This window comes from Thioalkalivibrio sp. AKL7, from assembly GCF_000381705.1.
GTDB classification, from domain to species: Bacteria; Pseudomonadota; Gammaproteobacteria; order Ectothiorhodospirales; family Ectothiorhodospiraceae; genus Thioalkalivibrio; species Thioalkalivibrio versutus.
Map to the genome: position 1 here is coordinate 361,913 of NZ_KB906950.1, position 21,494 is coordinate 383,406.

23 protein-coding genes are annotated in these 21,494 nt (G+C 65.9%); 12 read left to right on the forward strand and 11 right to left on the reverse strand.

Features of this window, described 5'->3' with window-relative positions; all coding sequences use genetic code 11:
* Positions 1-160 precede the first annotated feature (160 nt).
* The 3 genes from G315_RS14230 (at position 161) to G315_RS0108745 (ending at position 2,674) form a co-directional block, all read left to right on the forward strand.
* The gene (locus G315_RS14230; RefSeq protein WP_081624465.1) at positions 161-919 is read left to right on the forward strand and encodes a glycosyltransferase family 25 protein; all 759 of its coding nucleotides are present in this window, start codon (positions 161-163) and stop codon (positions 917-919) included.
* A gap of 95 nt (positions 920-1,014) precedes the next feature.
* On the forward strand, positions 1,015-1,686 hold the full coding sequence (locus tag G315_RS0108740; protein WP_026338856.1) for a 2OG-Fe(II) oxygenase: 672 nt from the start codon (positions 1,015-1,017) through the stop codon (positions 1,684-1,686).
* A 28-nt stretch (positions 1,687-1,714) separates the two neighbouring features.
* Positions 1,715-2,674 carry a mitochondrial fission ELM1 family protein gene (locus G315_RS0108745; RefSeq protein ID WP_019612339.1) on the forward strand — a complete coding sequence of 320 codons (960 nt, stop codon included), beginning with the start codon at positions 1,715-1,717 and terminating at the stop codon, positions 2,672-2,674.
* Positions 2,675-2,687: 13 nt separating this feature from the next.
* Here the strand turns inward: G315_RS0108745 and lpxL are convergent, their stop codons facing one another.
* A complete protein-coding gene (gene lpxL / locus G315_RS0108750; RefSeq protein WP_255349440.1) occupies positions 2,688-3,617 on the reverse strand; it encodes an LpxL/LpxP family Kdo(2)-lipid IV(A) lauroyl/palmitoleoyl acyltransferase in 930 nt (309 codons plus the stop codon).
* 20 nt (positions 3,618-3,637) lie between these two features.
* Here lpxL and G315_RS0108755 point away from each other — a divergent pair, with 20 nt between their 5' ends.
* Positions 3,638-4,936, forward strand: a complete 1,299-nt coding sequence (locus G315_RS0108755) for a 3-deoxy-D-manno-octulosonic acid transferase (protein WP_019612341.1) — start codon at positions 3,638-3,640, stop codon at positions 4,934-4,936.
* Here G315_RS0108755 and G315_RS14235 read toward each other — a convergent pair.
* Complete coding sequence (locus G315_RS14235) at positions 4,907-5,470, reverse strand: SprT-like domain-containing protein (RefSeq protein ID WP_081624466.1); 564 nt, start codon at positions 5,468-5,470, stop codon at positions 4,907-4,909. The two genes, G315_RS0108755 and G315_RS14235, sit on opposite strands and share 30 nt — an antisense overlap.
* A gap of 110 nt (positions 5,471-5,580) precedes the next feature.
* Between G315_RS14235 and G315_RS0108760 the strand changes: the two genes are divergently transcribed.
* The gene (locus tag G315_RS0108760; RefSeq protein ID WP_018145243.1) at positions 5,581-6,021 is read left to right on the forward strand and encodes a hypothetical protein; all 441 of its coding nucleotides are present in this window, start codon (positions 5,581-5,583) and stop codon (positions 6,019-6,021) included.
* Positions 6,022-6,052: 31 nt separating this feature from the next.
* Here G315_RS0108760 and rnd read toward each other — a convergent pair whose 3' ends face one another.
* The 5 genes from rnd to G315_RS0108785 all read right to left on the reverse strand — a co-directional run bounded on the left by rnd (position 6,053) and on the right by G315_RS0108785 (position 10,171).
* On the reverse strand, positions 6,053-7,201 hold the full coding sequence (gene rnd / locus G315_RS0108765) for a ribonuclease D (RefSeq protein ID WP_019612342.1): 1,149 nt from the start codon (positions 7,199-7,201) through the stop codon (positions 6,053-6,055).
* The gene (locus G315_RS0108770) at positions 7,194-7,496 is read right to left on the reverse strand and encodes a DUF1244 domain-containing protein (RefSeq protein ID WP_018169024.1); all 303 of its coding nucleotides are present in this window, start codon (positions 7,494-7,496) and stop codon (positions 7,194-7,196) included. The genes rnd and G315_RS0108770 overlap by 8 nt, the downstream gene beginning before the upstream one ends.
* Before the next feature lie 81 nt (positions 7,497-7,577).
* A complete protein-coding gene (gene mreD / locus G315_RS0108775; protein WP_018169025.1) occupies positions 7,578-8,069 on the reverse strand; it encodes a rod shape-determining protein MreD in 492 nt (163 codons plus the stop codon).
* Entirely contained in the window at positions 8,066-9,013 is a 948-nt protein-coding gene (mreC, locus tag G315_RS0108780; RefSeq protein WP_019612343.1) for a rod shape-determining protein MreC, read from the reverse strand. Before mreC ends, mreD begins: the two co-directional genes overlap by 4 nt.
* 111 nt (positions 9,014-9,124) lie before the next feature.
* Complete coding sequence (locus G315_RS0108785; RefSeq protein ID WP_018142132.1) at positions 9,125-10,171, reverse strand: rod shape-determining protein; 1,047 nt, start codon at positions 10,169-10,171, stop codon at positions 9,125-9,127.
* A 141-nt stretch (positions 10,172-10,312) separates the two neighbouring features.
* Between G315_RS0108785 and gatC the strand changes: the two genes are divergently transcribed.
* From gatC to G315_RS0108810, 5 genes are all read left to right on the forward strand, one after another.
* Positions 10,313-10,600 carry an Asp-tRNA(Asn)/Glu-tRNA(Gln) amidotransferase subunit GatC gene (gene gatC / locus G315_RS0108790; protein WP_018145248.1) on the forward strand — a complete coding sequence of 96 codons (288 nt, stop codon included), beginning with the start codon at positions 10,313-10,315 and terminating at the stop codon, positions 10,598-10,600.
* Positions 10,601-10,662: 62 nt separating this feature from the next.
* On the forward strand, positions 10,663-12,117 hold the full coding sequence (gatA, locus tag G315_RS0108795) for an Asp-tRNA(Asn)/Glu-tRNA(Gln) amidotransferase subunit GatA (RefSeq protein ID WP_019612344.1): 1,455 nt from the start codon (positions 10,663-10,665) through the stop codon (positions 12,115-12,117).
* 11 nt (positions 12,118-12,128) lie between these two features.
* Entirely contained in the window at positions 12,129-13,562 is a 1,434-nt protein-coding gene (gene gatB / locus G315_RS0108800; protein ID WP_018145250.1) for an Asp-tRNA(Asn)/Glu-tRNA(Gln) amidotransferase subunit GatB, read from the forward strand.
* Between the two features lie 30 nt (positions 13,563-13,592).
* Positions 13,593-14,489, forward strand: coding sequence for an Hsp33 family molecular chaperone HslO (gene hslO, locus G315_RS0108805; protein WP_018145251.1), 897 nt, complete (start codon positions 13,593-13,595; stop codon positions 14,487-14,489).
* A 165-nt stretch (positions 14,490-14,654) separates the two neighbouring features.
* Entirely contained in the window at positions 14,655-15,071 is a 417-nt protein-coding gene (locus G315_RS0108810) for a hypothetical protein (protein WP_018145252.1), read from the forward strand.
* A gap of 20 nt (positions 15,072-15,091) precedes the next feature.
* On the opposite strand, the gene G315_RS0108815 is transcribed toward G315_RS0108810, so the two are convergent.
* On the reverse strand, positions 15,092-15,847 hold the full coding sequence (locus G315_RS0108815; protein ID WP_018145253.1) for a molybdopterin-synthase adenylyltransferase MoeB: 756 nt from the start codon (positions 15,845-15,847) through the stop codon (positions 15,092-15,094).
* 179 nt (positions 15,848-16,026) lie between these two features.
* Here G315_RS0108815 and G315_RS0108820 point away from each other — a divergent pair, with 179 nt between their 5' ends.
* Complete coding sequence (locus tag G315_RS0108820; RefSeq protein WP_018145254.1) at positions 16,027-16,389, forward strand: hypothetical protein; 363 nt, start codon at positions 16,027-16,029, stop codon at positions 16,387-16,389.
* A 301-nt stretch (positions 16,390-16,690) separates the two neighbouring features.
* Complete coding sequence (locus G315_RS0108830) at positions 16,691-17,905, forward strand: hypothetical protein (protein ID WP_231367507.1); 1,215 nt, start codon at positions 16,691-16,693, stop codon at positions 17,903-17,905.
* Between the two features lie 281 nt (positions 17,906-18,186).
* Here the strand turns inward: G315_RS0108830 and prmC are convergent, their stop codons facing one another.
* From prmC to hemA, 3 genes are read right to left on the reverse strand one after another with little or no spacing between them, the layout of a single operon-like run.
* A complete protein-coding gene (gene prmC, locus G315_RS0108835; RefSeq protein ID WP_018145257.1) occupies positions 18,187-19,056 on the reverse strand; it encodes a peptide chain release factor N(5)-glutamine methyltransferase in 870 nt (289 codons plus the stop codon).
* Positions 19,056-20,141: a peptide chain release factor 1 gene (prfA, locus tag G315_RS0108840; RefSeq protein ID WP_019612345.1), complete on the reverse strand. Its 1,086-nt coding sequence runs from the start codon at positions 20,139-20,141 to the stop codon at positions 19,056-19,058. Before prfA ends, prmC begins: the two co-directional genes overlap by 1 nt.
* Entirely contained in the window at positions 20,138-21,436 is a 1,299-nt protein-coding gene (gene hemA, locus G315_RS0108845; RefSeq protein ID WP_018145259.1) for a glutamyl-tRNA reductase, read from the reverse strand. Before hemA ends, prfA begins: the two co-directional genes overlap by 4 nt.
* Positions 21,437-21,494: the final 58 nt, after the last annotated feature.

The following is a 21,494-nucleotide window of genomic DNA, read 5'->3' on the forward strand; positions in this document are numbered from 1 at the left end:
CGCGTAGTGAAGAGGCTGTGTTCTCAGCAAATCCGCTATGTGGCGGAACGTTTCAGCGTAGCGGGGAGGGGGCACAAAGCGGCCTCGGCGTTTGAAGCTCGTGTATTCTAGACGATTTGCAAGGGCGAAAGAGAGTTGGTGTGTGTGCGGTCGGGATGACATGAGGGTTTTCGTAATTAGCCTGGACCGAGCCGTTGAGCGTCGTTCAGTGGTCAAGCGAAGGCTCGGGAGCTGCGGTGTCGAACCGGAGTTTGTTTCTGCGGTTGATGGGCGGGGCTTGTCTGACTCCGAGGCTCGCCATCGGGGGTATTGGGCGAGCCGAGTCCGTCAGCCGCTTCAGGCATCCGAAATCGGCTGTGTCCTCAGCCATTTTCAGGCTCTGAGGTTGTTTCTGGAAACGGGCGAAGAGTCGTGCGTGATTCTGGAGGATGATGCCGAGGTAGCGCCGAATTTCGTCGAACAGGTTCGAAGGCTGGAAAACGGGATCAGTGGCTGGGATCTAATTAAGCTGGAAAATCGCCCAGCTACTGTGAAGGGGCCGGTGGTCGCGCGCGTTGCAGGTATGGATGTCTTCGTGCCCCTGCGCTCAGGGTTTGGTGCGACGGGCTTCGTGTATTCCCGGCTTGGTGCCAAGAAGGTTCTGGACTCTTGGGAGACTGCTTTTTCGAGGCCATACGATACCTTGTTGTCGCAGGCTTGGAGAAAGCATATATGCATCGTTCAGGTTTTCCCCGCCCTGGTATGGGAGGACGGTGGTGACTCAATGATGGATGGCCGCGTATTTCATTCTTCGGGGCCGCCGGGGCTTTCCGGGTTAATACGTGGAATGGATCGATTGACCGATTCCGTCGGCAAACGGATACATGCCTGGGCCGCGAGTCGATGGATTATTCGGGTGTCCCGAAACTATCGACCTTGAGGCCTTGTGTTCGGTCGGCGAGCGATTGGTTTTCAGCGCGATGGGCCTGTTATGGTTCCGAAGATCCAAACTTTCGAGAAAGAAGGCATTCGCTGATGGATACAGCCGCTGTAGTGGCAGATCAGGTGAAGGCGTCGCTACGGCGTGCGCAGTCGGAGGTGTATCCGTATCGGCGGTGGTATCCGCAGGCGGTACTGCCCGAGGCGGCGGCGCGCGCGGTGGAGACGCTGCCGTTCGAGCCGCCCGCGATTGGCGATACCGAGGGCAAGCGCGAGACGCATAACAGTTCCCGGCGCTTCTTCGACGTCGAGAACCGGAAGGCCTTCGAGGTCTGCGAGAGCGTTGCGGCGGCCTTCGAGAGCCCGCAGGTGCTGGATACGATCTTTGATGTGTGTGGCGTGGACGTGAGCGGCAACTACCTGCGGATCGAGCATTGTCTGGATACCGAGGGTTTCTGGCTGGCGCCGCATACGGATCTGGGCGTGAAGAAATTCACCATGCTGCTGTACCTGTCCACCGATCCTGGCTACAAGAATTGGGGTACGGATGTGTACGTGGACGCGGACACGCACTACGAGACGGCGCCCGGCACGTACAACAGCGCGTTGGTGTTCGTGCCGGCCGACAACACCTGGCATGGCTACCATCGTCGCTCCCTGGAAGGCGTGCGGCGCTCTTTGATCATCAACTACGTGACCGAAGAGTGGCGCAATCGCCACGAGCTGGCCTCTCCCGACACGCCTGTGCAGCGCGGCCTGCCGGCGTGACCGCAGGCCCGGCGACGAGCGCTTCATTGTGACCGAGGCTTCCTGCTGGACACTGACGACCGGCGAGGCCGGGATGACCAGTCAGGTCCGTGGCCTGGCCGAGGCCGTGGGGCTGTCCTACGAACACAAGACAGTGGGGCTGCGTCCGCCCTGGCGCTGGATGCGCGGCTCCTTTGCGCCCGGTGTATTGCGGGGACTGACCTCCGATAGCGATTCCCTGGCGCCGCCCTGGCCGCGCCTCTTGATCTCCTGCGGGCGCCGCGGTGCCACGGTGGCCGTGGCACTCAAGCGCGCCAGCGGGGGTGCCATCATGACCGTGCATATTCAGGATCCGCAGATCGCCCCGCGGCATTTCGACTGGGTGGTTCCACCGCGCCACGATGGGCTGACCGGCCCGAACGTGATCGCGACGCGCGGCGCCCTGCACCGGGTGACGGCCGAGCGGCTGGAGTCGGCGCGTGCGGACCTGGGGGATGCCTGGGCTGCATTTCCCCGGCCCTGGATCGCGGTGCTGATCGGGGGTGCCACCCAGCGGGGAGATCTGGGCCAGGAGCGGCTGGATGCCCTGATCCGTGATCTGCGTTCGGCGGCCGGAGCCTCCGGGGGTAGCGTGCTGGTGACCCCTTCGCGGCGTACGGGCGAGGCCAGTACCCGACGACTGGTCGCGGGGTTGGCGGATGTCCCGGGGTTTGTCTGGGACGGGCAGGGCGAGAATCCCTTCATGGCGATGCTGGCAACGGCCGACCATATCGTGGTCAGTGCCGATTCCGTGTCCATGGTCTCGGAGGCGGCGGCGACCGGTGTCCCGGTGTATACCATGGCCCTGGGGCCGCTCGGCCGCCGCCTGCAGGCCTTCCATGCCGCCCTGGAGGCGGAAGGGGTAACCCGGCCATTCACCGGCGCGCTTGACCAGTGGGCCTACACGCCAGTGAATGACACGCCGAAGGTGGCGGCAGATATCCGCCGCGAACTGGGTCTGGAAGACTGATCGTGCGCGAGAGTCAGCTCGCGTAGGGGTCGGGCAGGCCCGCGCGTTTCTTGAAGCGCTTGTGGGTCCAGAAGTACTGCCCCGGGGCATCCATCACGGCTTCTTCGATGATGTGGTTGATGCGCAGGGTGTCGGCGTGGGCGTCCTCGGTGGGGAAGCCCTCGACTGGGGGGTGGATGGTCACGACGTAGTGGCCGTCTTCGCGCCGGTAGCCGAAGAAGGGGAGGACCGGGGCGCCGCTGACCCGGGCGATGCGATGCGTTGCGGTCTGCGTGTTCGCGGGTTCGCCGAAGAACGGGACCAGCTCGGTCTGGCGCCCGCTGGTGGCCTGGTCGGGTGCATACCAAACGGGCATGTTCTCGCGCAGGGTGCGCAGCAGACCCTTGACGTCGTCGCGTGCGATCACGCCGGCCGTGTGGCGGTTGCGATTGACCTTGAACAGGTAGTTGATCAGCGGGCGTTCGCTGGGGCGGTACATCGCGGCAAACTCCCGGTGCAGCGCCAGCAGGCGCCCGCAAAGCTCGAGTGTGGTGAAATGGGCGCTGACCAGCAGGGCCCCCTTGTCCTGCTCCAGTGCCTTGTCCAGATGTTCCAGCCCGTGGATTGTGTAATGCCCCTTGAGTTGCGCGTCGCGTCCCCACCAGGCCATGGCTATTTCCAGGACACCCATTCCGGCCGCCTCGAAGTGCTCGCGCAGCCACTGTTCGCGCCGTTCCGGCGGCTGGCCGGGGAAACACAGTTCGAGGTTGGTGCGGGCGATCGCGCGCCGCTTGCGGCCGTAACGGTAGAACAGCCGCCCAATGCCGCGCCCAAGCGCCTGTTGCCAGCGGATGGGCAACTGGATGACCAGCCGAGCCAGGCCGATCACCGCCCACATGGGCCAGGTGGCGGGGCCGCGGGGTGGGCGTTCGGTCGCGCTCGGATGTTCGGGGCGGGCCGTCACGGATCGGAGTCTCCCTGCGAATGACCCGCGTAGTCTACACGGCGCTGCTTGCGTTGCTGACCCCCTTGCTGCTGATCCGCCACGGACTGCGCAGTCGTCGGGCATCGGTGCGTGTGCGCCCGGGCGAGGTGATGGGCTGGGCCCCTCCGCCGGAGCCGGCGGAGATCTGGATCCATGCGGTTTCGGTAGGTGAAGTGCTGGCGGCGGAACCGCTCATTCGCCAGCTCCTGGCGTCCGGCCCGCGTCGCATCCTGGTAACCACGACGACGCCGACCGGCGCCGCGATGCTGACCGAGCGGCTCGGCGACCGGGTCATGCATCGCTTTATGCCCCTGGATCTGCCCTGGCTACAGGGGCGCTTCCTGCGAGCGCTGCGGCCGCGGTGCATCGTGGTGATGGAGACCGAGATCTGGCCGAATATGCTGGCGGCGGCCCGACGGATGGGTATCCCGGTCGTGCTGGCGAACGCCCGTATGTCCGGGCGCTCGGCCCGGCGTTATGCGCGGCTCCCGCGGCTGATCACGCCGGCATTGAGCGGGTTTGACTGGATTGCCTGTCGCAATCCGCTGGACCGCGAGCGCTTCGTCGCGCTCGGGGCCGTGCCTGATCGTGTGACGGTCAACGGCGACATCAAGTTCGATATCCGCGTCGAGGAAACCGACCGTCAGGAAGTCGAGTCCCTGCGCCCGTTGGTTGATGGGCGCCCGGTGGTCGTTCTTGCCAGCACCCATGCCGACGAAGAGGCCCAGTTGCTCTCGGGACTGCGCGCATTGCGCACCGAGTATCCACGCCTCCTGGTTGTGGTGGCGCCACGTCATCCACAGCGGTTTGCCGCAGTGGCGGACTTGCTGGAGCGTTCCGGCCACACCTTCGTGCGTCGCAGTGAAGGTCTGCCGGACGCCGCCACCCATTTCTGGCTCCTGGATACCCTCGGGGAACTGAAGCGCTTCTTCGGGCTGGCCGATGCGGCCTTCATAGGGGGGTCGCTGGTTTCGGTGGGCGGGCACAATCCGCTGGAGGCGGTGTTGTGGCACTGCCCGGTCGTGATGGGTCCGCACGTGGACAACTTCGAACTCCTGGTGGAGCGCATGCAGGCTGCGAATGTGCTGGGGCGAGCGGCCGACGCCGACGAGGCCATTACCCGTCTTCGGGCATTGCTGGTAATGGATGAACCCGGGCGTGAGGCCTTGCGGCGCCGCTCGGCCGCTTTTATTGCGGAGCATCAGGGGGCAACCGTGCGGCTGGTTGACTATATCAACAGCCACATGCCCCGGAATGATGGTGGCTCCTCAGGGCGCTCCGTCGTCGGAGCGCTTTAGCCATTCGCCGCATTGGCGGCACTGGTAGTGGTAGCCGCGTTTGCGAATAAGAAAGTGCCTGCGCGCGCTCAGTAGTTGAGGGCCGCAGGCGCACTCGTAGTTATATTGGCGCATCTTGCGTGTGGTCAGCGCGGTCGCATGTGTGACCCGGGGCTTTTGAAACCCCATCGCCTGCATGAACCCCCGCCATTCAGGGCCGTGGGGCCGAACCCTGCGCGCGCCGTAGGTGCGATATACCAGAGAGTGGGCGACTTCATGTGCCACTGTTTCCGGGAAATGTTGATTCCAGTCCAGACTGAAGGCTTCCGGATTGAAGCGCAGGGTTTCCGTGTTCTTTCTCAGGCGCCACTGGCCGGCCGCCCGGCCTTTCAAGTCAAAGTGAACGGCGGGAGGGTCGGATGCGCGCGTGCCCGCGGCCTGGTTATACAATCGGGCGACCTCTTCTCGTATGAGTGTGCGGTTTTCGCCAGAAAGTGTGTGTAGTCGCTCTTGTGTCGTGTGCGCCTTATTATGATCGTTACAGCATTTATCCATGGGGTGGTACTATTCTATGGTGATCAAATGTTAGAGGCTAGACTGAATAGCCGGAAACCCTTTGGTCTTAACCTGTAATCGCATCCGTTTTAAGAACCTGGGAGTTCTGTATGAGCATGGATAACAAGAAGGCCTCCGATCTGTCGGCCGAAGAACTGTACGCCCTCGCGCGCCAGCGGGAAAAGGAAGAAGCCGAGGGCAAGGAAGCCGAACGCCGCGAGAAGCGCGAGAAGCTGATGGAAAAGCGCAAGGAGATGGTGGCACGGCATCGCAAGGAACTCGGCGAGCTCGAGCGCCAGATCCGTGAACTGGGCGGGCGCGTGGGTCGTACCGCGGGCGGCGGACGTCGCGGGCGCCGGGCCGGTGGTGAGTCCATCAGCCAGAAGCTTTGCGATATCGTCGCCACCCAGCCGGAGATGGGCATCAAGGAGATCAAGGCACAGGCCGAGAAGGCCGGCCTGGATACCAAGAACATCAGCCAGACCCTGGCCTACCTGAAGCGCCAGGGTCGCCTGACCTCACCGCGCCGCGGGATCTACAAGGCCGCCTGACGCTACCGCTGCAGGTCCGCCAGGACGGCGATCACGGGCGGATCTGCAGCCCTTCCGCCGTACGTGTCAGTTCACCATCGCCCGCAAACCAGCGGGCGATGGTCTTTCCGGCGATCTCGTGACGCCAGCCGCTGCCCAGGCGGCTGCTCGTGCCGTCGCCCTTCAGGAGTTCGATGACATCCTTGCGCTGCGCAATAGCGCCGGCGGTGATCTGGTTGCGTCGCGCGCACTCGCGCAGTAGGGCCATGCCAATGTCCGCCAGGACCTCTTCCGCCTCGGTCAGCTTCGCCTTGTCCGGCAGTTGTGGCCATTCCTCGCGGGGCAGGGCCTGGCCCTCGCGGATGGCCTCCAGCAGCTCTTCCTGACGCGGCGGCTTCATGCCGTCGGGGAAGCCGCGCAATTGGTGCAGGGCGGCGGCGTCCTCCGGCGTGCGCCGGGCGATATCGACCAGGATGTCGTCGGCCAGGATCCAGCGGCGCGGGCGATCGCTCGCCTGCGCCGCGCGTTCGCGCCAGGCGGCCACGGTCTTGAGTACGCCGCGTTCGCGTGGCTTGAGCCTTTTGGCCCCGGAGACCCGCTGCCAGGCCGCCTCGGGGTTTGGTTCGTACAGGGCCGGGTCGCTCAGGGCCTCCATCTCCGGGCGCAGCCAGTGCATGCGGTCATGGCTTTCCAGTTCGTGCAGCAGGCGCATGAACACGGTGGCCAGGAAGCGTACGTCATCGGCGGCGTAAAGGATCTGTTCCTTGCTCAGGGGCCGGCGTGCCCAGTCGGTGCGGGTCTGGCTCTTGTCGAGGTCGCGATCGAGGATGGCCTTGACCAGGTTCGCGTAGCCGATCTGCTCGCCGTGGCCGAGCATGCTGGCAGCGATCTGGGTGTCGAACACCGGGGTCGGCACCCGCCCGAGTTCGCGATACAGGACCTCGAGATCCTGCGAGGCCGAGTGGAAGACCTTGGTCACGCCGGCATCGAACAGCAGGGGTTCCAGCAGCTTGATGTCGAGTTGCACCGGGTCGACGCAGGCGATCTGGTCCAGAGTTGCCAGCTGGATCAGGCACAGGCGCGGGTAGTAGGTCTTCTCGCGCATGAACTCCGTATCCAGCGCGATCCAGTCGGTCCCGGCGATGGTGTCGAGGAGGCCCTGCAGGGCCTCCGGGGTCTCGATCAGGCCGTGATCATGCATGGGGCGATTTCTGGCTGGCCTCGAAGGCGGCCTTCTGCTCCGGCGTCGCCTCCTTCTGGTAGCGCTCTTTCCACTCGCTGTAGGGCATGCCGTAGACGATCTCGCGGGCACCCTCGTAGTCGATGGACTCGCCGCGTTCTTCGGCGGCGGCCACGTACCACTTGGACAGGCAGTTGCGGCAGAAGCCGGCCAGGTTCATCAGGTCAATGTTCTGCACGTCCTTGCGTTCGTCCAGGTGCTGCAGCAGGCGGCGCAACACGGCGGCTTCGATCTCGGTTTGCTTGTTCGGGTCCATGCAAGGCTCCTTGTTTCGGTTCGGACACAGTATGCGTGACAGTCCCGGTTTGCTTCGACCGGGATGGGGTCGGCGTTTTCCTCAGGTGAGGTGCAGCAGCCAGCGCCGACGCAGGTCGCGCAGCAGGGAGAAGATCAGGGGCCAGACCAGGGCGCTGGTGAGGACCGGCGCCCAGTACCAGAGGCTGCCCGGCGGAAACCCGGTGATGCCCTGTGGCCACAGGGCCAGCAGCTTGAACAGGGCCATCAGGATGGCGACCACCATCATCTGTTGCCAGACCGGATAGACCCGCAGGCGCGGGTGAATCTGCAGCACGATGTAGATGACGACTGCCAGGGCGATGGCGTTCTGCCCCAGCAGCTGACCCTGCAGGGTATCCAGCAACAGGCCGGCGACGAAGGCGGTCAGGATGCCGATGCGCGACGGGAAGGCCATGGCCCAGTAGATCAGGATGAGCGCCAGCCACTCCGGGCGCGCCGGACGCAGGATATCCGGGACCGGCACGATGGCGAGGGCCAGAGCTGCCAGCAGGGTCAGCGCCACCGGCCAGGGGATGCCGATGGCACGGGTCACGGTGTCCCTTCGGCCGGTTCTGATTCGAGCGCGTTCGGGGCCGTCTCCAGGTCGTTGTCCAGACTGAGCGGGGCGATCGCTGAAACGGCGCCGTCGGTCCACAGCAACAGGACCTCGCGGGAGCGGTCCAGGGCCGCCAGCGGTTCGGCCTCGATGCTCAGGAATGGTTGGCCCTGCGGCCGCTCGACCGAGGTGACCCGGGCTACTGGGTAGTCGGCCGGGAAACGGCCGCCCAGCCCGGAGGTCAGCAGCAGGTCGCCGGGCTCCACATCCTCCTGCAGCGGGACGTGGCGCATCTCCAGGCGTTGCGGGTTGCCGGTGCCGACCACCAGACCGCGCAGCCCGGTGCGCGCGCTCAGTACCGGCAGCGCGTGGCTGGGGTCGGAGATCAGCAGAGCGATCGAGCTGGTCAGACGGGTCGACAGAACCTGACCGATCACGCCGTCGGCATTGATGACCGGCTGGCCGGCATAGACATCGTCATTGCGCCCCTTGTTGAGCACGATCTGCTGGCGAAAGGGGTCGAGATCCACGGCCAGCAGCTTGGCGATCTCGACCCGCTCTTCGGCCTGCTCGGCGGTATTCAGCAGGGCGCGCAGGCGGTCGTTCTCCAGCTGCAGGGCCTCGAAGCGCAGCTGACGCGCGCGCAGCTCGGCATTCTCGCTGCGCAGGATGCGGTTCTCGGTGATCAGGTCTTCGCGGCTGGTGAACGACTCGAACACCCGGCTGACCGCGCGGACCGGTGCGTCCACCGCGACCTGCAGCGGGTAGGTGACGGTGGCCAGGGCGCCGCGGACAAACTGCAGTTCGTTGACGCGGTGATCCAGCGCCATCAGCGCCAGGCCCAGCAGGACCACCGCGAGCAGGCGCAGAGTGGGCGAGACACCCAGTCTGAACAGCGGCTTGCTGATGGCGTGACCTCCGGTTCCGGATCGCGTCGACAAGGCAAAGCCGCTGCGGAACCCCGTCCCGTGCGGCTTTGCCGACCTGTTGCGGCCCGGAGTGTAACCCGAACCAGACCCGCGCCGTGGCGACGCGGGCGGGGTGGTCCGGCCTTATTCCATTGCGAGGAAGTCGACCCGTTTCTCGTCGAGCATCTCCAGCACCCGGCCGCCGCCGCGGGCGACGCAGGTCAGCGGGTCGTCGGCGATGACCACCGGGATGCCGGTCTCTTCCATGATCAGCCGGTCCAGCTGCTGCAGCAGGGCGGAGCCGCCGGTCAGCACAATGCCGCGCTCGGCGACGTCCGCGCCGAGTTCCGGCGGGGTCTGCTCCAGGGCGGTGCGTACGGCAGAGACGATGCCGTACAGCGGATCCTGCAGGGCTTCCAGGATCTCGTTCGAGTTCAGGGTGAACGAGCGCGGCACGCCCTCGGCCAGGTTGCGGCCCTTGACCTCGATCTCGAGCAGTTCCTTGCCCGGATAGGCCGAGCCGACGGTGTGCTTGATGCGTTCGGCGGTCGCCTCGCCGATCAGTACGCCGTAGTTGCGGCGTACATAGGCCATGATCGCCTCGTCGAAGGTGTCGCCGCCGATGCGTACGGATTCGGAATAGACAATGCCGTTCATCGACAGCACCGCGACTTCGGAGGTCCCGCCGCCGATATCCAGCACCATGGAGCCGACCGCCTCGTCCAGCGGGATGCCGGCGCCGATGGCTGCGGCCACGGGTTCCTGCAACAGGTAGACCTTGCGTGCCCCGGCGCCGAAGGCGGATTCGCGGATCGCGCGGCGTTCCACCTGGGTGGCGCCGCAGGGCACGCAGACCAATACGCGCGGGCTGGGGCGGAAGATCCGCCGCTCGTGCACCTTCTTGATGAAGTACTGCAGCATCTTCTCGGTAGTGGTGAAGTCGGCGATGACGCCATCCTTCATCGGACGCACCGTCACCACGTGCTCCGGCGTGCGGCCGAGCATCTTCTTGGCCTCGATCCCCACCGCCTCGATGGAGCGCGGGCCGCCCGGGCCGCGATCCTGGCGAATGGCGACCACGGAAGGTTCGTTCAGGACAATGCCCTGGCCGCGCATATAGATGAGGGTGTTGGCGGTGCCGAGATCGATGGAGATGTCGTTGGAGAACAACCCCAGAAGGCGTTTGAACATGAAGAAGAAACCTGCTTGAGTGGGCGGGCGGGAAAGCCGTCGACTCTAGCAAGCGCCCGGGGTTTGGGCAACAACGGCTTTGTGGTAAGTTTGCGCTCCGTTTCGCCCAATGAATCCGAACGCTACAGGACCCACCCTGCCATGTCCGTCGATACCTCCGAAGTCCGGCGCATCGCCCATCTCTCCCGTCTGGCCATGGACGACGACCAGGCCCGGGATTTCGCGGGTGGGCTGAGCGACATCTTTGACTTTGTCGAACAACTGGATGGTGCGGCCATCGAGGGTGTCGAGCCGATGGCCCACCCGCTGGACGCCGAGCAGCGCCTGCGCCCGGATGCGGTGACCGAGCCGGATCGGCGCGAGGTCTTCCAGGCCATCGCCCCGGCTGTCGAGGGTGGTCTGTACCTGGTCCCGCGCGTCATCGAATGATCCGCGCCGTCGCCGTTCTGTTGAACCCGTCACGCTTCTAGCCAGCAAGAGTCCCCGAAACCATGGCCCAGGAAACCCTGTCCGGCTGGGTGCGCAAGCTCCAGGCCCGCGAGATCAGCTCGCGCGAATTGACCCAGCTGTATCTGGACCGGATCGAGCGTCTCGATCCGCAGTTGAACAGCTTCATCACCGTGACCGCCGAGCAGGCGCTGGCGCAGGCCGATGCCGCCGATGCGCGTCTGGCGAAGGGTGAAAAGACCCCGCTGCTGGGCGTGCCGGTCGCGCAGAAGGACATCTTCTGCACCGAGGGTGTGCGCACCTCCTGCGGCTCGCGCATGCTGGATCCGTTTGTCTCGCCCTACAACGCCACCGTCGTCGAGCGCATGAATGCCGCCGGCGCGGTGATGCTGGGCAAGACCAACATGGACGAGTTCGCGATGGGCTCGTCCAACGAGACCAGTTACTACGGCCCGGTGCGCAACCCCTGGGATACCGGGCGGGTCCCGGGAGGCTCCTCCGGCGGCTCCGCCGCCGCGGTGGGGGCGCGCCTGGTGCCGGGTGCCACGGGTACCGACACCGGTGGTTCGATCCGCCAGCCGGCCGCGTTCTGCGGCATCACCGGGCTCAAGCCGACCTACGGCCGCGTCTCGCGCTACGGGATGATCGCCTTCGCCTCCAGTCTCGACCAGGGCGGTCCGATGGCCGCGACTGCCGAGGACTGCGGGCGGATGCTGAATGCCATGGCCGGGTTCGACGAGCGCGACTCCACCAGCGTCGAGCGCCCGGAAGAGGACTTCACCGCCGGACTGGAGCAGGACCTGAAGGGCCTGCGCATCGGCCTGCCGACGGAATTCTTCGGCGAGGCCGGACTGGACGAGGGCGTGCGCGGCGTGATCGACGCCGCCATCGAGGTGCTCAAGGGCCGCGGTGCCGAGGTGCGCGAGGTCGGCCTGCCGAACAGCCACCTGTCGGTGCCGGCCTATTACGTGGTCGCCCCGGCCGAGTGCTCCTCCAACCTCGCGCGCTTCGACGGCGTGCGCTACGGCTACCGCTGCGAGAATCCCGAGGACCTGATGGACCTCTACACCCGCTCGCGCGGGGAGGGCTTTGGCGACGAGGTGAAGCGCCGCATCATGGTCGGCACCTACGTGCTGTCCGCCGGCTACTACGACGCCTACTACCTGAAGGCGCAGAAGGTCCGGCGCATCATTGCCGACGACTTCCGCCGTGCCTTCGAGGACGTCGACGTGCTGCTGGCGCCGACCACCCCGGAGCTGCCGTTCGCGCTGGGTGCCAAGGCCGATCCGGTCAGCATGTACCTGTCGGATATCTACACCATCGCCGCGAACCTCGCGGGGCTGCCGGCGATGTCGCTGCCGGCCGGCGAGATCGACGGCCTGCCGGTCGGGTTGCAGTTGATCGGCAACTACTTTGACGAGGCGCGCCTGCTGGGCGTTGCTCACCAGTATCAGCAAGAGACCGACTGGCACGCCCGCGTGCCGGCGGCCTTCGCCTGAGGGCCCTGCACATGGAATGGGAAACCGTCATCGGGCTGGAGATTCACGCCCAGCTCAATACCGTCTCCAAGATCTTCTCCGGGGCGCCCACCGCCTACGGCGCCGAGCCCAACCGCCAGGCCTGCCCGGTGGATCTGGGCATGCCCGGCGTGCTGCCGGTGCTGAACCAGGGCGCGGTGGAGCGGGCCGTGATGCTGGGGCTGGCGATCAATGCCGAGATCACCCCGCGCTCGGTGTTCGCGCGCAAGAACTACTTCTATCCGGACCTCCCCAAGGGTTACCAGATCTCGCAGTTCGAACTGCCGATCGTGGGCCTGGGGCATCTGGATATCGAACTGGAAGACGGCACCATCAAGCGCGTTGGCGTGACCCGCGCGCACCTCGAGGAGGACGCCGGCAAGAGTCTGCACGAGGGCTTCGAGGCGATGACCGGCATCGATCTCAACCGCGCCGGCACCCCGCTGATCGAGATCGTCTCCGAACCGGAGCTGCGCTCCGCGAAGGAGGCCGTCGCCTACATGAAGAAGATGCACTCGCTGGTGCGCTATCTGGATATCTGCGACGGCAACATGCAGGAAGGCAGCTTCCGCTGTGACGCCAACGTCTCGGTGCGGCCCAAGGGTCAGACCGAGTTCGGCACCCGCGCGGAGCTGAAGAATCTGAACTCCTTCCGCTTCGTCGAGCGCGCCATCAACTTCGAGGTCGAGCGTCAGATCGACCTGATCGAAGGCGGCGGTTCGGTGGTGCAGGAGACCCGCCTGTACGACCCGGATCGCGACGAGACGCGCTCCATGCGCAGCAAGGAAGAGGCAAACGACTACCGCTATTTCCCCGATCCGGACCTGCTGCCGCTGGTCGTGGATAACGCATTCATCGACTCCGTGCGCGAGAAACTGCCCGAGCTGCCGGACGCCAAGCGGGCGCGCTTCGTCGAACAGTACGGCCTGTCCGACTACGACGCCGGCGTACTGACCGCTGCGCGCGACATGGGCGATTTCTACGAGGTTGTGGCTGCCGGTTGCGGCGCGCCCAAGCTGGCCGCCAACTGGGTGATGGGCGAGTTCTCCGCCGCGATGAACCGCTCCGAGGTCGAGCTGGCGGATGCCCCGGTCAATGCCGAGGGTCTGGCCGGCCTGCTCGCTCGCATCCAGGACGAGACCATCTCCGGCAAGATCGCCAAGGAAGTCTTCGAGGCGATGTGGAATGGCGAAGGCGACGCCGATGCCGTGATTGAGGCCAAGGGGCTCAAGCAGATCACCGATACCAGCGCGATCGACACCATCATCGACGAGGTGATGGCCAACAACCCGCAGCAGCTCGAGCAGTATCGCGGCGGCAAGGACAAGCTGTTCGGTTTCTTCGTCGGCCAGGTGATGAAGGCGACCCAGGGCAAGGCCAACCCGGCCCAGGTCAACGAGCGCCTCAAGGCCAAGCTGGACGGTTGATGCAGTTGCGTATTCCGGAGTCCTGCCACCATGCGTGAGACCGACACCCTCCACCGCTTCATGCTGGAGGAGGCCGGGGTCCGCGGCGAGTGGGTGCACCTGGACGCCTCCTGGCAGGCCCTGCTGGAGCTTCACGAGTACCCGCCCGTGGTGCGCGACTTGCTGGGCCAGGCCTATGCGGCCGTTGCCCTGACCGCCGCCACGCTCAAGTTCGACGGCTCGCTGATCCTGCAGATCACCGGCCCCGGGCCGGTGCACATGATCGTCGCCCAGGCCGATGGCCAGGGGCGGCTGCGTGGCCTGGCGCGCTTTCGCGAGACCCCGCCGGAGGGCGCGACCCTGGCCGAATGCGCCGGCGAGGATGCACGGCTGATGCTGACGCTGGACCCGGGCGACGGCAGCGAGCGCTATCAGGGCGTCGTGGAGCTGGAGGGCGATTCGCTGGCGGAGGCGATGAACGTCTACTTCGAGCGCTCGGAACAGCTGCCGACCCGGTTGTGGCTGGCGAGCGGGGCGCAGTCCGCCGCCGGTCTGCTGTTGCAGGCGCTGCCGGCCGAGGGTGGCAATGCGGTGACGCGTGACTCGGAGGAGTGGAACCGCGCCACGATCCTGGCCGAGACCACCACCGCCGACGAGCTACTGAAGCTGGACGCTGGCGCCCTGCTCGGCCGGCTGTTCGCCGAAGAGCGGGTGCGCCTGTTCGACGGCACGCCGGTGACTTTCCATTGCCCCTGCTCGCGCGAGCGCATCGCCGAAACCCTGCGCAGTCTGGGGCGTGACGAGATTCGCAGCATCATCGAGGAGCAGGGCGCCGTGGAGGTGACCTGCGAGTTCTGCAACGCGCATTACCACTTCGATCCGGTCGACGCCGAGGCCCTTTGTGCGCCCGAGGTTGCCCAGCCGCCGATCCCGGATACCCGCCAGTAGAAAGGGCTTTCCGGGGTGCCCCCGATCCCGAAGCCTTTCCCGGACTCCCCTCGTTAGCCTGTCGTGACGTTCGGCAACTCTGCCGCAGGGACCCGTGGTCCCCATCGTCCCCCGGTCTTGCTATAGAACAGACTGACCTTGCAGCAGTCTGCAGACGAGGGCGCGATGTATTCCCGGCACACCGAAATCCCGACCCTGGATGTCCGCCCCGGCTGGCTGGTGGAGGCGCGCTATTTCAACCAGGTGCGTCGCGCCCTGGCTCGGCTGGGACCGGAGATCCGCCTGTCGCCGTCGGGGCTCAAACAACTGGACCTGATCCTCCAGCGCGATGCCTGGATCGTCGTGGACCGGGTGCTGAACGATATGCCGGTGGTTGCCTGGACGGCCTTCCATTCCCGTGGTCGGCGCAGCCTGCATCGCCCGGTCGCCTGCGAGCTGTTGCTGTTCCATGCCATGGCCAGCATGGTGATGAACCGCACGCTGTCTGCGATGGAGGCGGAGCTGAACGCGGCGATTTCCGAGGTCGCTCCACCGTCATCACCCGGCAAGGTCCTGCCCTTTCATCCCCGCTCCTGCGCCTGATCCGCGCGTATCCGTTCGCTTCAGGCCGGGGCGTGGCGGTGGCTGCACGCCGGGCAGGCGGGGTCGCGGCGCAGCCGGATCTCGCGGAACTGCATGGCGAGCCCGTCGAGGATCAGCAGCCGGCCGCTCAGGATCGGCAGACCCATGAGCAGCTTCAGGGCCTCGGTTGCCTGCAGGCTGCCGACCACACCGGGCAGGCTGGCCAGCACGCCGTTGGCGGCGCAGGTGTCCTCGTCGCCGCCCCCCTCGCCGTACAGGCAGTGGTAGCAGGCCGCCTCCGGGTTGCGGTAGTCGAAGGTGGTCAGTTGTCCCTCGAAGCGGATTACCGCGCCGGAGACCAGCGGCGTGCCGGCCGCCAGTGCGGCGCGGCTGATGGCCCCGCGCGCGGCGAAGTTGTCCGTCCCGTCCAGTACGACGTTGGCGCTGGCGAACAGCCGGGTCATCGCCGCGTCATCCAGGCGCTCGGCGCGCGTCTCCACCTGGCAGCCGGGGTTCATGGCCGCCACGCGATCGGCGGCCGAGGCCACCTTGTCGCGGCCGATGTCCGCATCGGTATGCAGGATCTGGCGCTGCAGGTTGGTCACCTCCACATGATCCGGGTCGACCAGCGTCAGCCGGCCCACCCCGGCGGCGGCCAGGTAGGCCGCCACCGGTGAGCCCAGCCCGCCGAGCCCCATGATCACTGCATGCGCCTGCTGCAGGGATTCCTGCCCTTCGATGCCCACGCCGGGGAGCATGATCTGGCGGCTGTAGCGCAGGAGCTGGTCGTCATCCATGGAGCAGGTCTCCGGAGAAAGGCAGAAATTGTAACCGGCGTCACGCTCGCAGACGGCTTCAGTTGGGTACCGTTCAGGAACACGCAATAGGCTGAATCCTGGCAATCCTGCCACAACCGGGGCCGGCGGACGCTTCAGGTGTTGCCCCGCAGGACCCGAATGGAAGGAGGGAACACCCCATGAAACGACTCGCGGTACTCGCGCCGGCGGCCCTGCTGGCGCTCGCCCTGTCCGCTCCCACCCACGCGGCCCAGCCGGTCACTGGCGCGTTGCCGGCGGTGAGCGGCGCCAGCTTCGACGCCGCCGCGCTGCAGCCTGTGCGGCATGGCCACTCACGGGGCCACAAGCACTACCGCGGCCACCCGGGTGCCCACGGCCACAAGCAGGCCAAGCGTGCGAATCAGCGCGGCCGTGGCCATCACAAGCGCTCGCGCAGCTACGAGCATCACCACTACCACTACTACGACAACCGCTCGAGCCGCTACCGCCACCGCTCTTCGCCCAGCGGCTCGGTCAACCTGCACCTGCGCCTGCCGCTCTGATCCGGACGCAGCCTGATGCAACCCGAGCCCCGGCCCCTGGCCGGGGCTTTTTTGTGGTGAAGATCGAGGGCGTCGTGAGACGCGGTGCTTCGCGTTTCCCTTATCTTCCAAATCGATCACATTTATGTAAATATTAGGATATAAGACCCCGCCGATGGAGCGGGGTTTTTTTTGGGGTGGCTCCCCATGGTGGCACCGGTATCTCGGGGCCGCTTGTCTGTGCGGAATGGCGAGAGCGTTTGGTTTGGCGTTTTGGTTCCGCGCGTCTAACAGGGTTTTATTGATCAGGGAGAAAAAACACATGAAGAAAGGACTAGGTGTCCTTGCGGTATCGGTATTGCTTGCAGGTTGTCTGGCTGCACCAGAGCCCCGTCCTGTGCAGCAGGCGGAACCGGAAAAGTCGTCTGGTGGCGATGATTACGAACGAGCCCTGGCCCTTCTCGAGGCGATGGGGGCGGCGCAGCAGCGGCATCCGCAGCAGTCATCGGGCGTTGCCGCATCCGGATTCGGGCAGATGGGTTCCGAAGAAGTTGCTGAACGGTTGGCACCTATGTGGGCATCCGACAACCAGGGCGCCCGGTTTGAACGTCGCCGAGACGGTTTCCTGATCGATGGTGTCGCATATGTGGAACCGCAGGGAGAGATTTCCTCTTACGGATTCGATACGACGACCGGTGCGGTCACCTACCTGATGGCTCTCACGGACCGCCAGTACCAAGTGAGAACTGCGAATCCATCCAATGGCCTTGCGCCGGTCACGATTGCGTACGCCGAACGTGGCCGCACAAACTGGAGTATCCGGACGGTGACAGGGGAGACGCTGAGGGGGTCGCACTTGATGCCGACATCACGAGGCTTCGCTGTCGCGCGAGACGCGAATGCCTTTGTCTATGCTCCGGGCGAGGGTGTGAGTACGGTTGGCGTCCCGAACGGGTTTCACCTTGCGGCTCACCAGAATGGCGATATTGCCTCCACTGGATACATTCTGATCGAGCGGAATCGGGCGCGAAGCAGTGGAGAGTCGATGATGCGCACGATGCGCGCTCTCGGGGATGCACTGGGAGGTAGCTCGGCCGAAGATTACGCGTTGATCAACTACCGTGACCAATCAGTGGTTCCGATCAACATTTCGGCCGAAGGTGGGAAGGTAAATGTGTACTCCGAGTGCCGGCAGCGCAATTCGATCGTGAACGAATGCGCCAATATGCACTCGTTCGAGTCTTTGTATGACCCTCGAACCGGGCGTCGCAATGAGGGCCACTATTTTTGGCGACTGCACTGGTTTGCGACTGAGCAAGGTCCGATTGCCGTGACTCATGAAGCCGGATTGCGACGCATTGCGGTAACGCGTCTTGATACCGGCGAGAAGGGCGTGGCCTTCAGTCGTGGTATGGGAATTGCCTCCATGGACGCCGAGCAGTATCCGTCGGGACGGGTCAAGGTCACAGGAGGCTGGGCTTTCAGAACCCATGAACTCACAGATGCATTCGAGGCTTTCGACACAAGCGATGGCTGATGAGGCCAGGGGCCGTAGGGATTACTGCATTTGACCGGGCTGTCTAACCCGAGTTGGGGAATACCCCGTCACGGAGGCCTGGTGAGCGGTGATTTGATGGTTTGTGCCCCGTCGTTTGTGCGCGATTGGCCCCGGTACTTTGTGCCGGGGTCTTTTTGTTGGGGGTGCGTCGAACGAAGGGGCCTCCATGCTGTTATCCATCATGTGCGCCCCAAAACTCACCGGAAGGGGGCAGCCTGTGGTATGCGACAAGGGTGCGGGGTGGCCCGCGCCTCGGTTATTCAGGCTCGTCTTTGTGGTGCAAGGCCCTTTGTGATGCGTTCGTGTCCGCCGGTGTCGATGTGTGACCGGATGGCGGTGTAGCCGGCATCCTCGAACATCGAACGTACGGCATGGGCCTGGTCGAAGCCGTGTTCCAGAAGCAGTGGGGCGGATGGCGCCATGTGCTCGCCGGCGGTGTGGATGATGGTGCGCAGGTCCGCCATGCCGACATCGGCCGCGACCAACGCAGAGGGAGGCTCGAAGCGCAGGTCGCCGCGGGTCAGGTGAGGATCGTTCGGCGCGATGTAGGGCGGGTTGCTGACGATCAGGTCGAACGTGTCCCCTGGTTTGAGTGGCTTAAGCCAAGACCCTTGCAGGAAAGCCACATCGAGCCCCAGTGTGGCCGCGTTGGCGCGAGCCTGGCGCAGAGCCTCCAAGCTGCGGTCGGAGGCGACGGCCTCGATGGCCGGACGTTCTGCTTTCAGTGCCAGAATGATCGCCCCGCTCCCGGTGCCAAGATCCAGCACCCTCGGGTGCCTGTGGCTGCAGTTGTCAATGGCCGCGAGGGCCTGTTCCACCAGCAGCTCGGTTTCGGGGCGCGGGATCAGGCAGGCGGGGGAGACCCCCAGGTCCAGTGTCCAGAAGCTGCGTCGGCCGAGGATGTGGGCCATCGGTTCGCCGGCGCAGCGGCGCTGGCAGAGCGTGTCGGCGCGGGCGGCCTGCTCGGCCGTGGCGGGGTCGGTGCCGTGGGCGATCAGCTGCGCGGTGTCCAGGCCGGTGGCGGCGCCCAGCAGCATGCGGGCCTCCAGTCCGGGCGTCTCGATCCCGGCGGCCTGCAGGCGGCTGCGCAGTTCCTGCAGCAACGCGTCCAGGGTCGAAGTCGCGGGCATCAGGCTTCGGCGAGGGTGGCGAGCTGCTCGGCCTGGTATTCGTGGATCAGCGGGTCGATGACCGGATCGAGGTCGCCGGCCATCACCTGTTCCAGCTTGTACAGGGTCAGGTTGATGCGGTGATCGGTTACGCGGCCCTGCGGGAAGTTGTAGGTGCGGATGCGCTCGGAGCGGTCGCCGCTGCCGACCAGACCCTTGCGTTCGGCGCTCTGCGCGGCCGCCTGGGCCTCGCGCTCGGTCTCGAAGATGCGCGCCGCCAGGTAGGTGAGCGCCTTGGCCCGGTTCTTGTGTTGCGAGCGTTCTTCCTGGCACTCGACCACGATGCCGGTGGGCAGGTGGGTCAGGCGCACGGCGGAGTCGGTCTTGTTGATGTGCTGTCCGCCGGCGCCGGAGGCGCGGAAGGTGTCCACACGCAGGTCGGCCGGGTTGATGTCCGGCATCTCGACCTCCTCCAGTTCCGGCAGGATGGCAACCGTTGCGGCGGAGGTATGGATGCGGCCCTGGGACTCGGTCTCGGGGACGCGCTGCACGCGATGGGCACCGGATTCGAACTTGAGCCGCGAGTAGGCGCCTTGCCCTGCCAGGCGTGCGATGACCTCGCGGTAGCCGCCGTGCTCGCCTTCGCTGGCGCTGAGGATCTCCAGCTTCCAGCGCTGGTTTTCGGCGTAGCGGGTGTACATGCGTAGCAGGTCGCCGGCGAAGATCGCGGCCTCGTCACCGCCGGTCCCGGCGCGGATCTCCAGGAACACGTTGGCGTTGTCGTGCGGGTCGCTCGGGATCAGGTGGCGGTAAAGCTCCGCCTCCAGCGCCTCGGTCTGTTCGGTCAGGGATTCGATCTCGGCCTCGGCCATGGCGCGCAGATCGGCGTCGTCGTCCTCGAGCATCGCGCGCGCCTCTTCCAGCGCCGCGTGGTTGTCGTGCCAGGCCTTCCAGGCCTCGGCCACCGGTTCCAGCTGGCTGTATTCCTGTGACAGGCGGCGCAGCTGGTCCGGGTCCTCGGCGGCGTCGGGGGTGGCCAGCAGCTGCGCGATCTCGGCGTGGCGTTCGGTCAGGCCCTCGAGCTTGGTGCGGAACGAGGCCTTCACGAGCGGGCGCCGGAGTCGGAATCGTCGCCGGGGTCGTCTTCCGGGGCGGGCAGCTGGAACAGCCGGTGCGCGGCCTCCAGCAGGCGGGCGTCGCCCTCGTGCGCGGCGGTGTTCAGCGACTTGCAGGGGGCATGCATCAGCTTGTTGGTCAGGTTGTGCGCCAGCAGCTGCATGGCCTCCTCGGGCGACTTGCCGGCGCGCAGCATGGCCTCGGCCTTGGCCAGCGCCTCGGCCTTCACGCTGTCGGCGCGCTGGCGCAGCTGGCGGATGCTGTCCACCGAGTCACGGGCACGCAGCCAGCGCATGAACTCGCCGGCGCGCTGGGTGATGATCTCTTCGGCCTGTTCGGCAGCGGCCTGGCGCGAGGCCATGTTCTCGTCGATGACCTCCTGCAGGTCGTCCACGGTGTAGAGGTAGACGTCCTCGAGCTGGCCGACCTCGGGCTCGATGTCGCGCGGCACGGCGATGTCCACCATGAACATCGGTTTGTGCCGCCGCTTGCGCAGCGCGCGTTCCACCGCGCCCTTGCCCAGGATCGGCAAGGGCGCGGCGGTGGAGGAGATGACGATGTCGGCATCGGCCATGCGATCGGGGAGCTGGTCGAGGCTGATGGCCTCGGCATCGAAGCGTCCGGCCACCGCGCGGGCGCGCTCCACCGTGCGGTTGGCGACGATCACGTTGCCGATGCCGCCCCCGGAGAGGTGCTGCAGGGCCAGTTCGATGGTCTCGCCGGCGCCGATCACCAGGGCGGTCAGCGGCTTCAGGTCGCCGAAGATCTGGCGTGCCAGTGACACCGCAGCGAAGGCGACCGAGACCGCGCTCTGGCCGATGGCGGTCTGGGTGCGCACGTCCTTGGCGGTGGCGAAGGCGTGCTGGAAAAGACGCTCCAGCGAACGCCCGAGCGTACCGGCGTTGTGGGCGTGCTGGTAGGCGGTCTTCATCTGCCCCAGGATCTGCGGCTCGCCGAGGACCATGGAATCCAGCCCGCTGGCCACGCGCAGAGTGTGACGCACGGCCGAGCCATCGTGGTGCAGGTAGAGGTAGGGTTTCAGTTCGTCGCGGTCGATGCCGTGGTAGCCGCCGATCCAGTCGATGACGCGCTGCTCGCTTTGCTGGTCGTCCTCGCGGAAGTACACCTCGGTGCGGTTGCAGGTGGACAGGATCGCGGTTTCCGGCAATAGCACGCCGGAACGCAGCGAGTGCAGGGCCTCGCCGAGTTCGTGCTCGTTGACGGAGAGCCGTTCGCGAATGGCGACCGGAGCCGTCTTGTGATTGATCCCGAGAGTGAACAGCATGCTGGCGCGTATTGTGCCGGAAAACGCGGGCGCGTGGCCGAATTTCCCGATAGTGTAC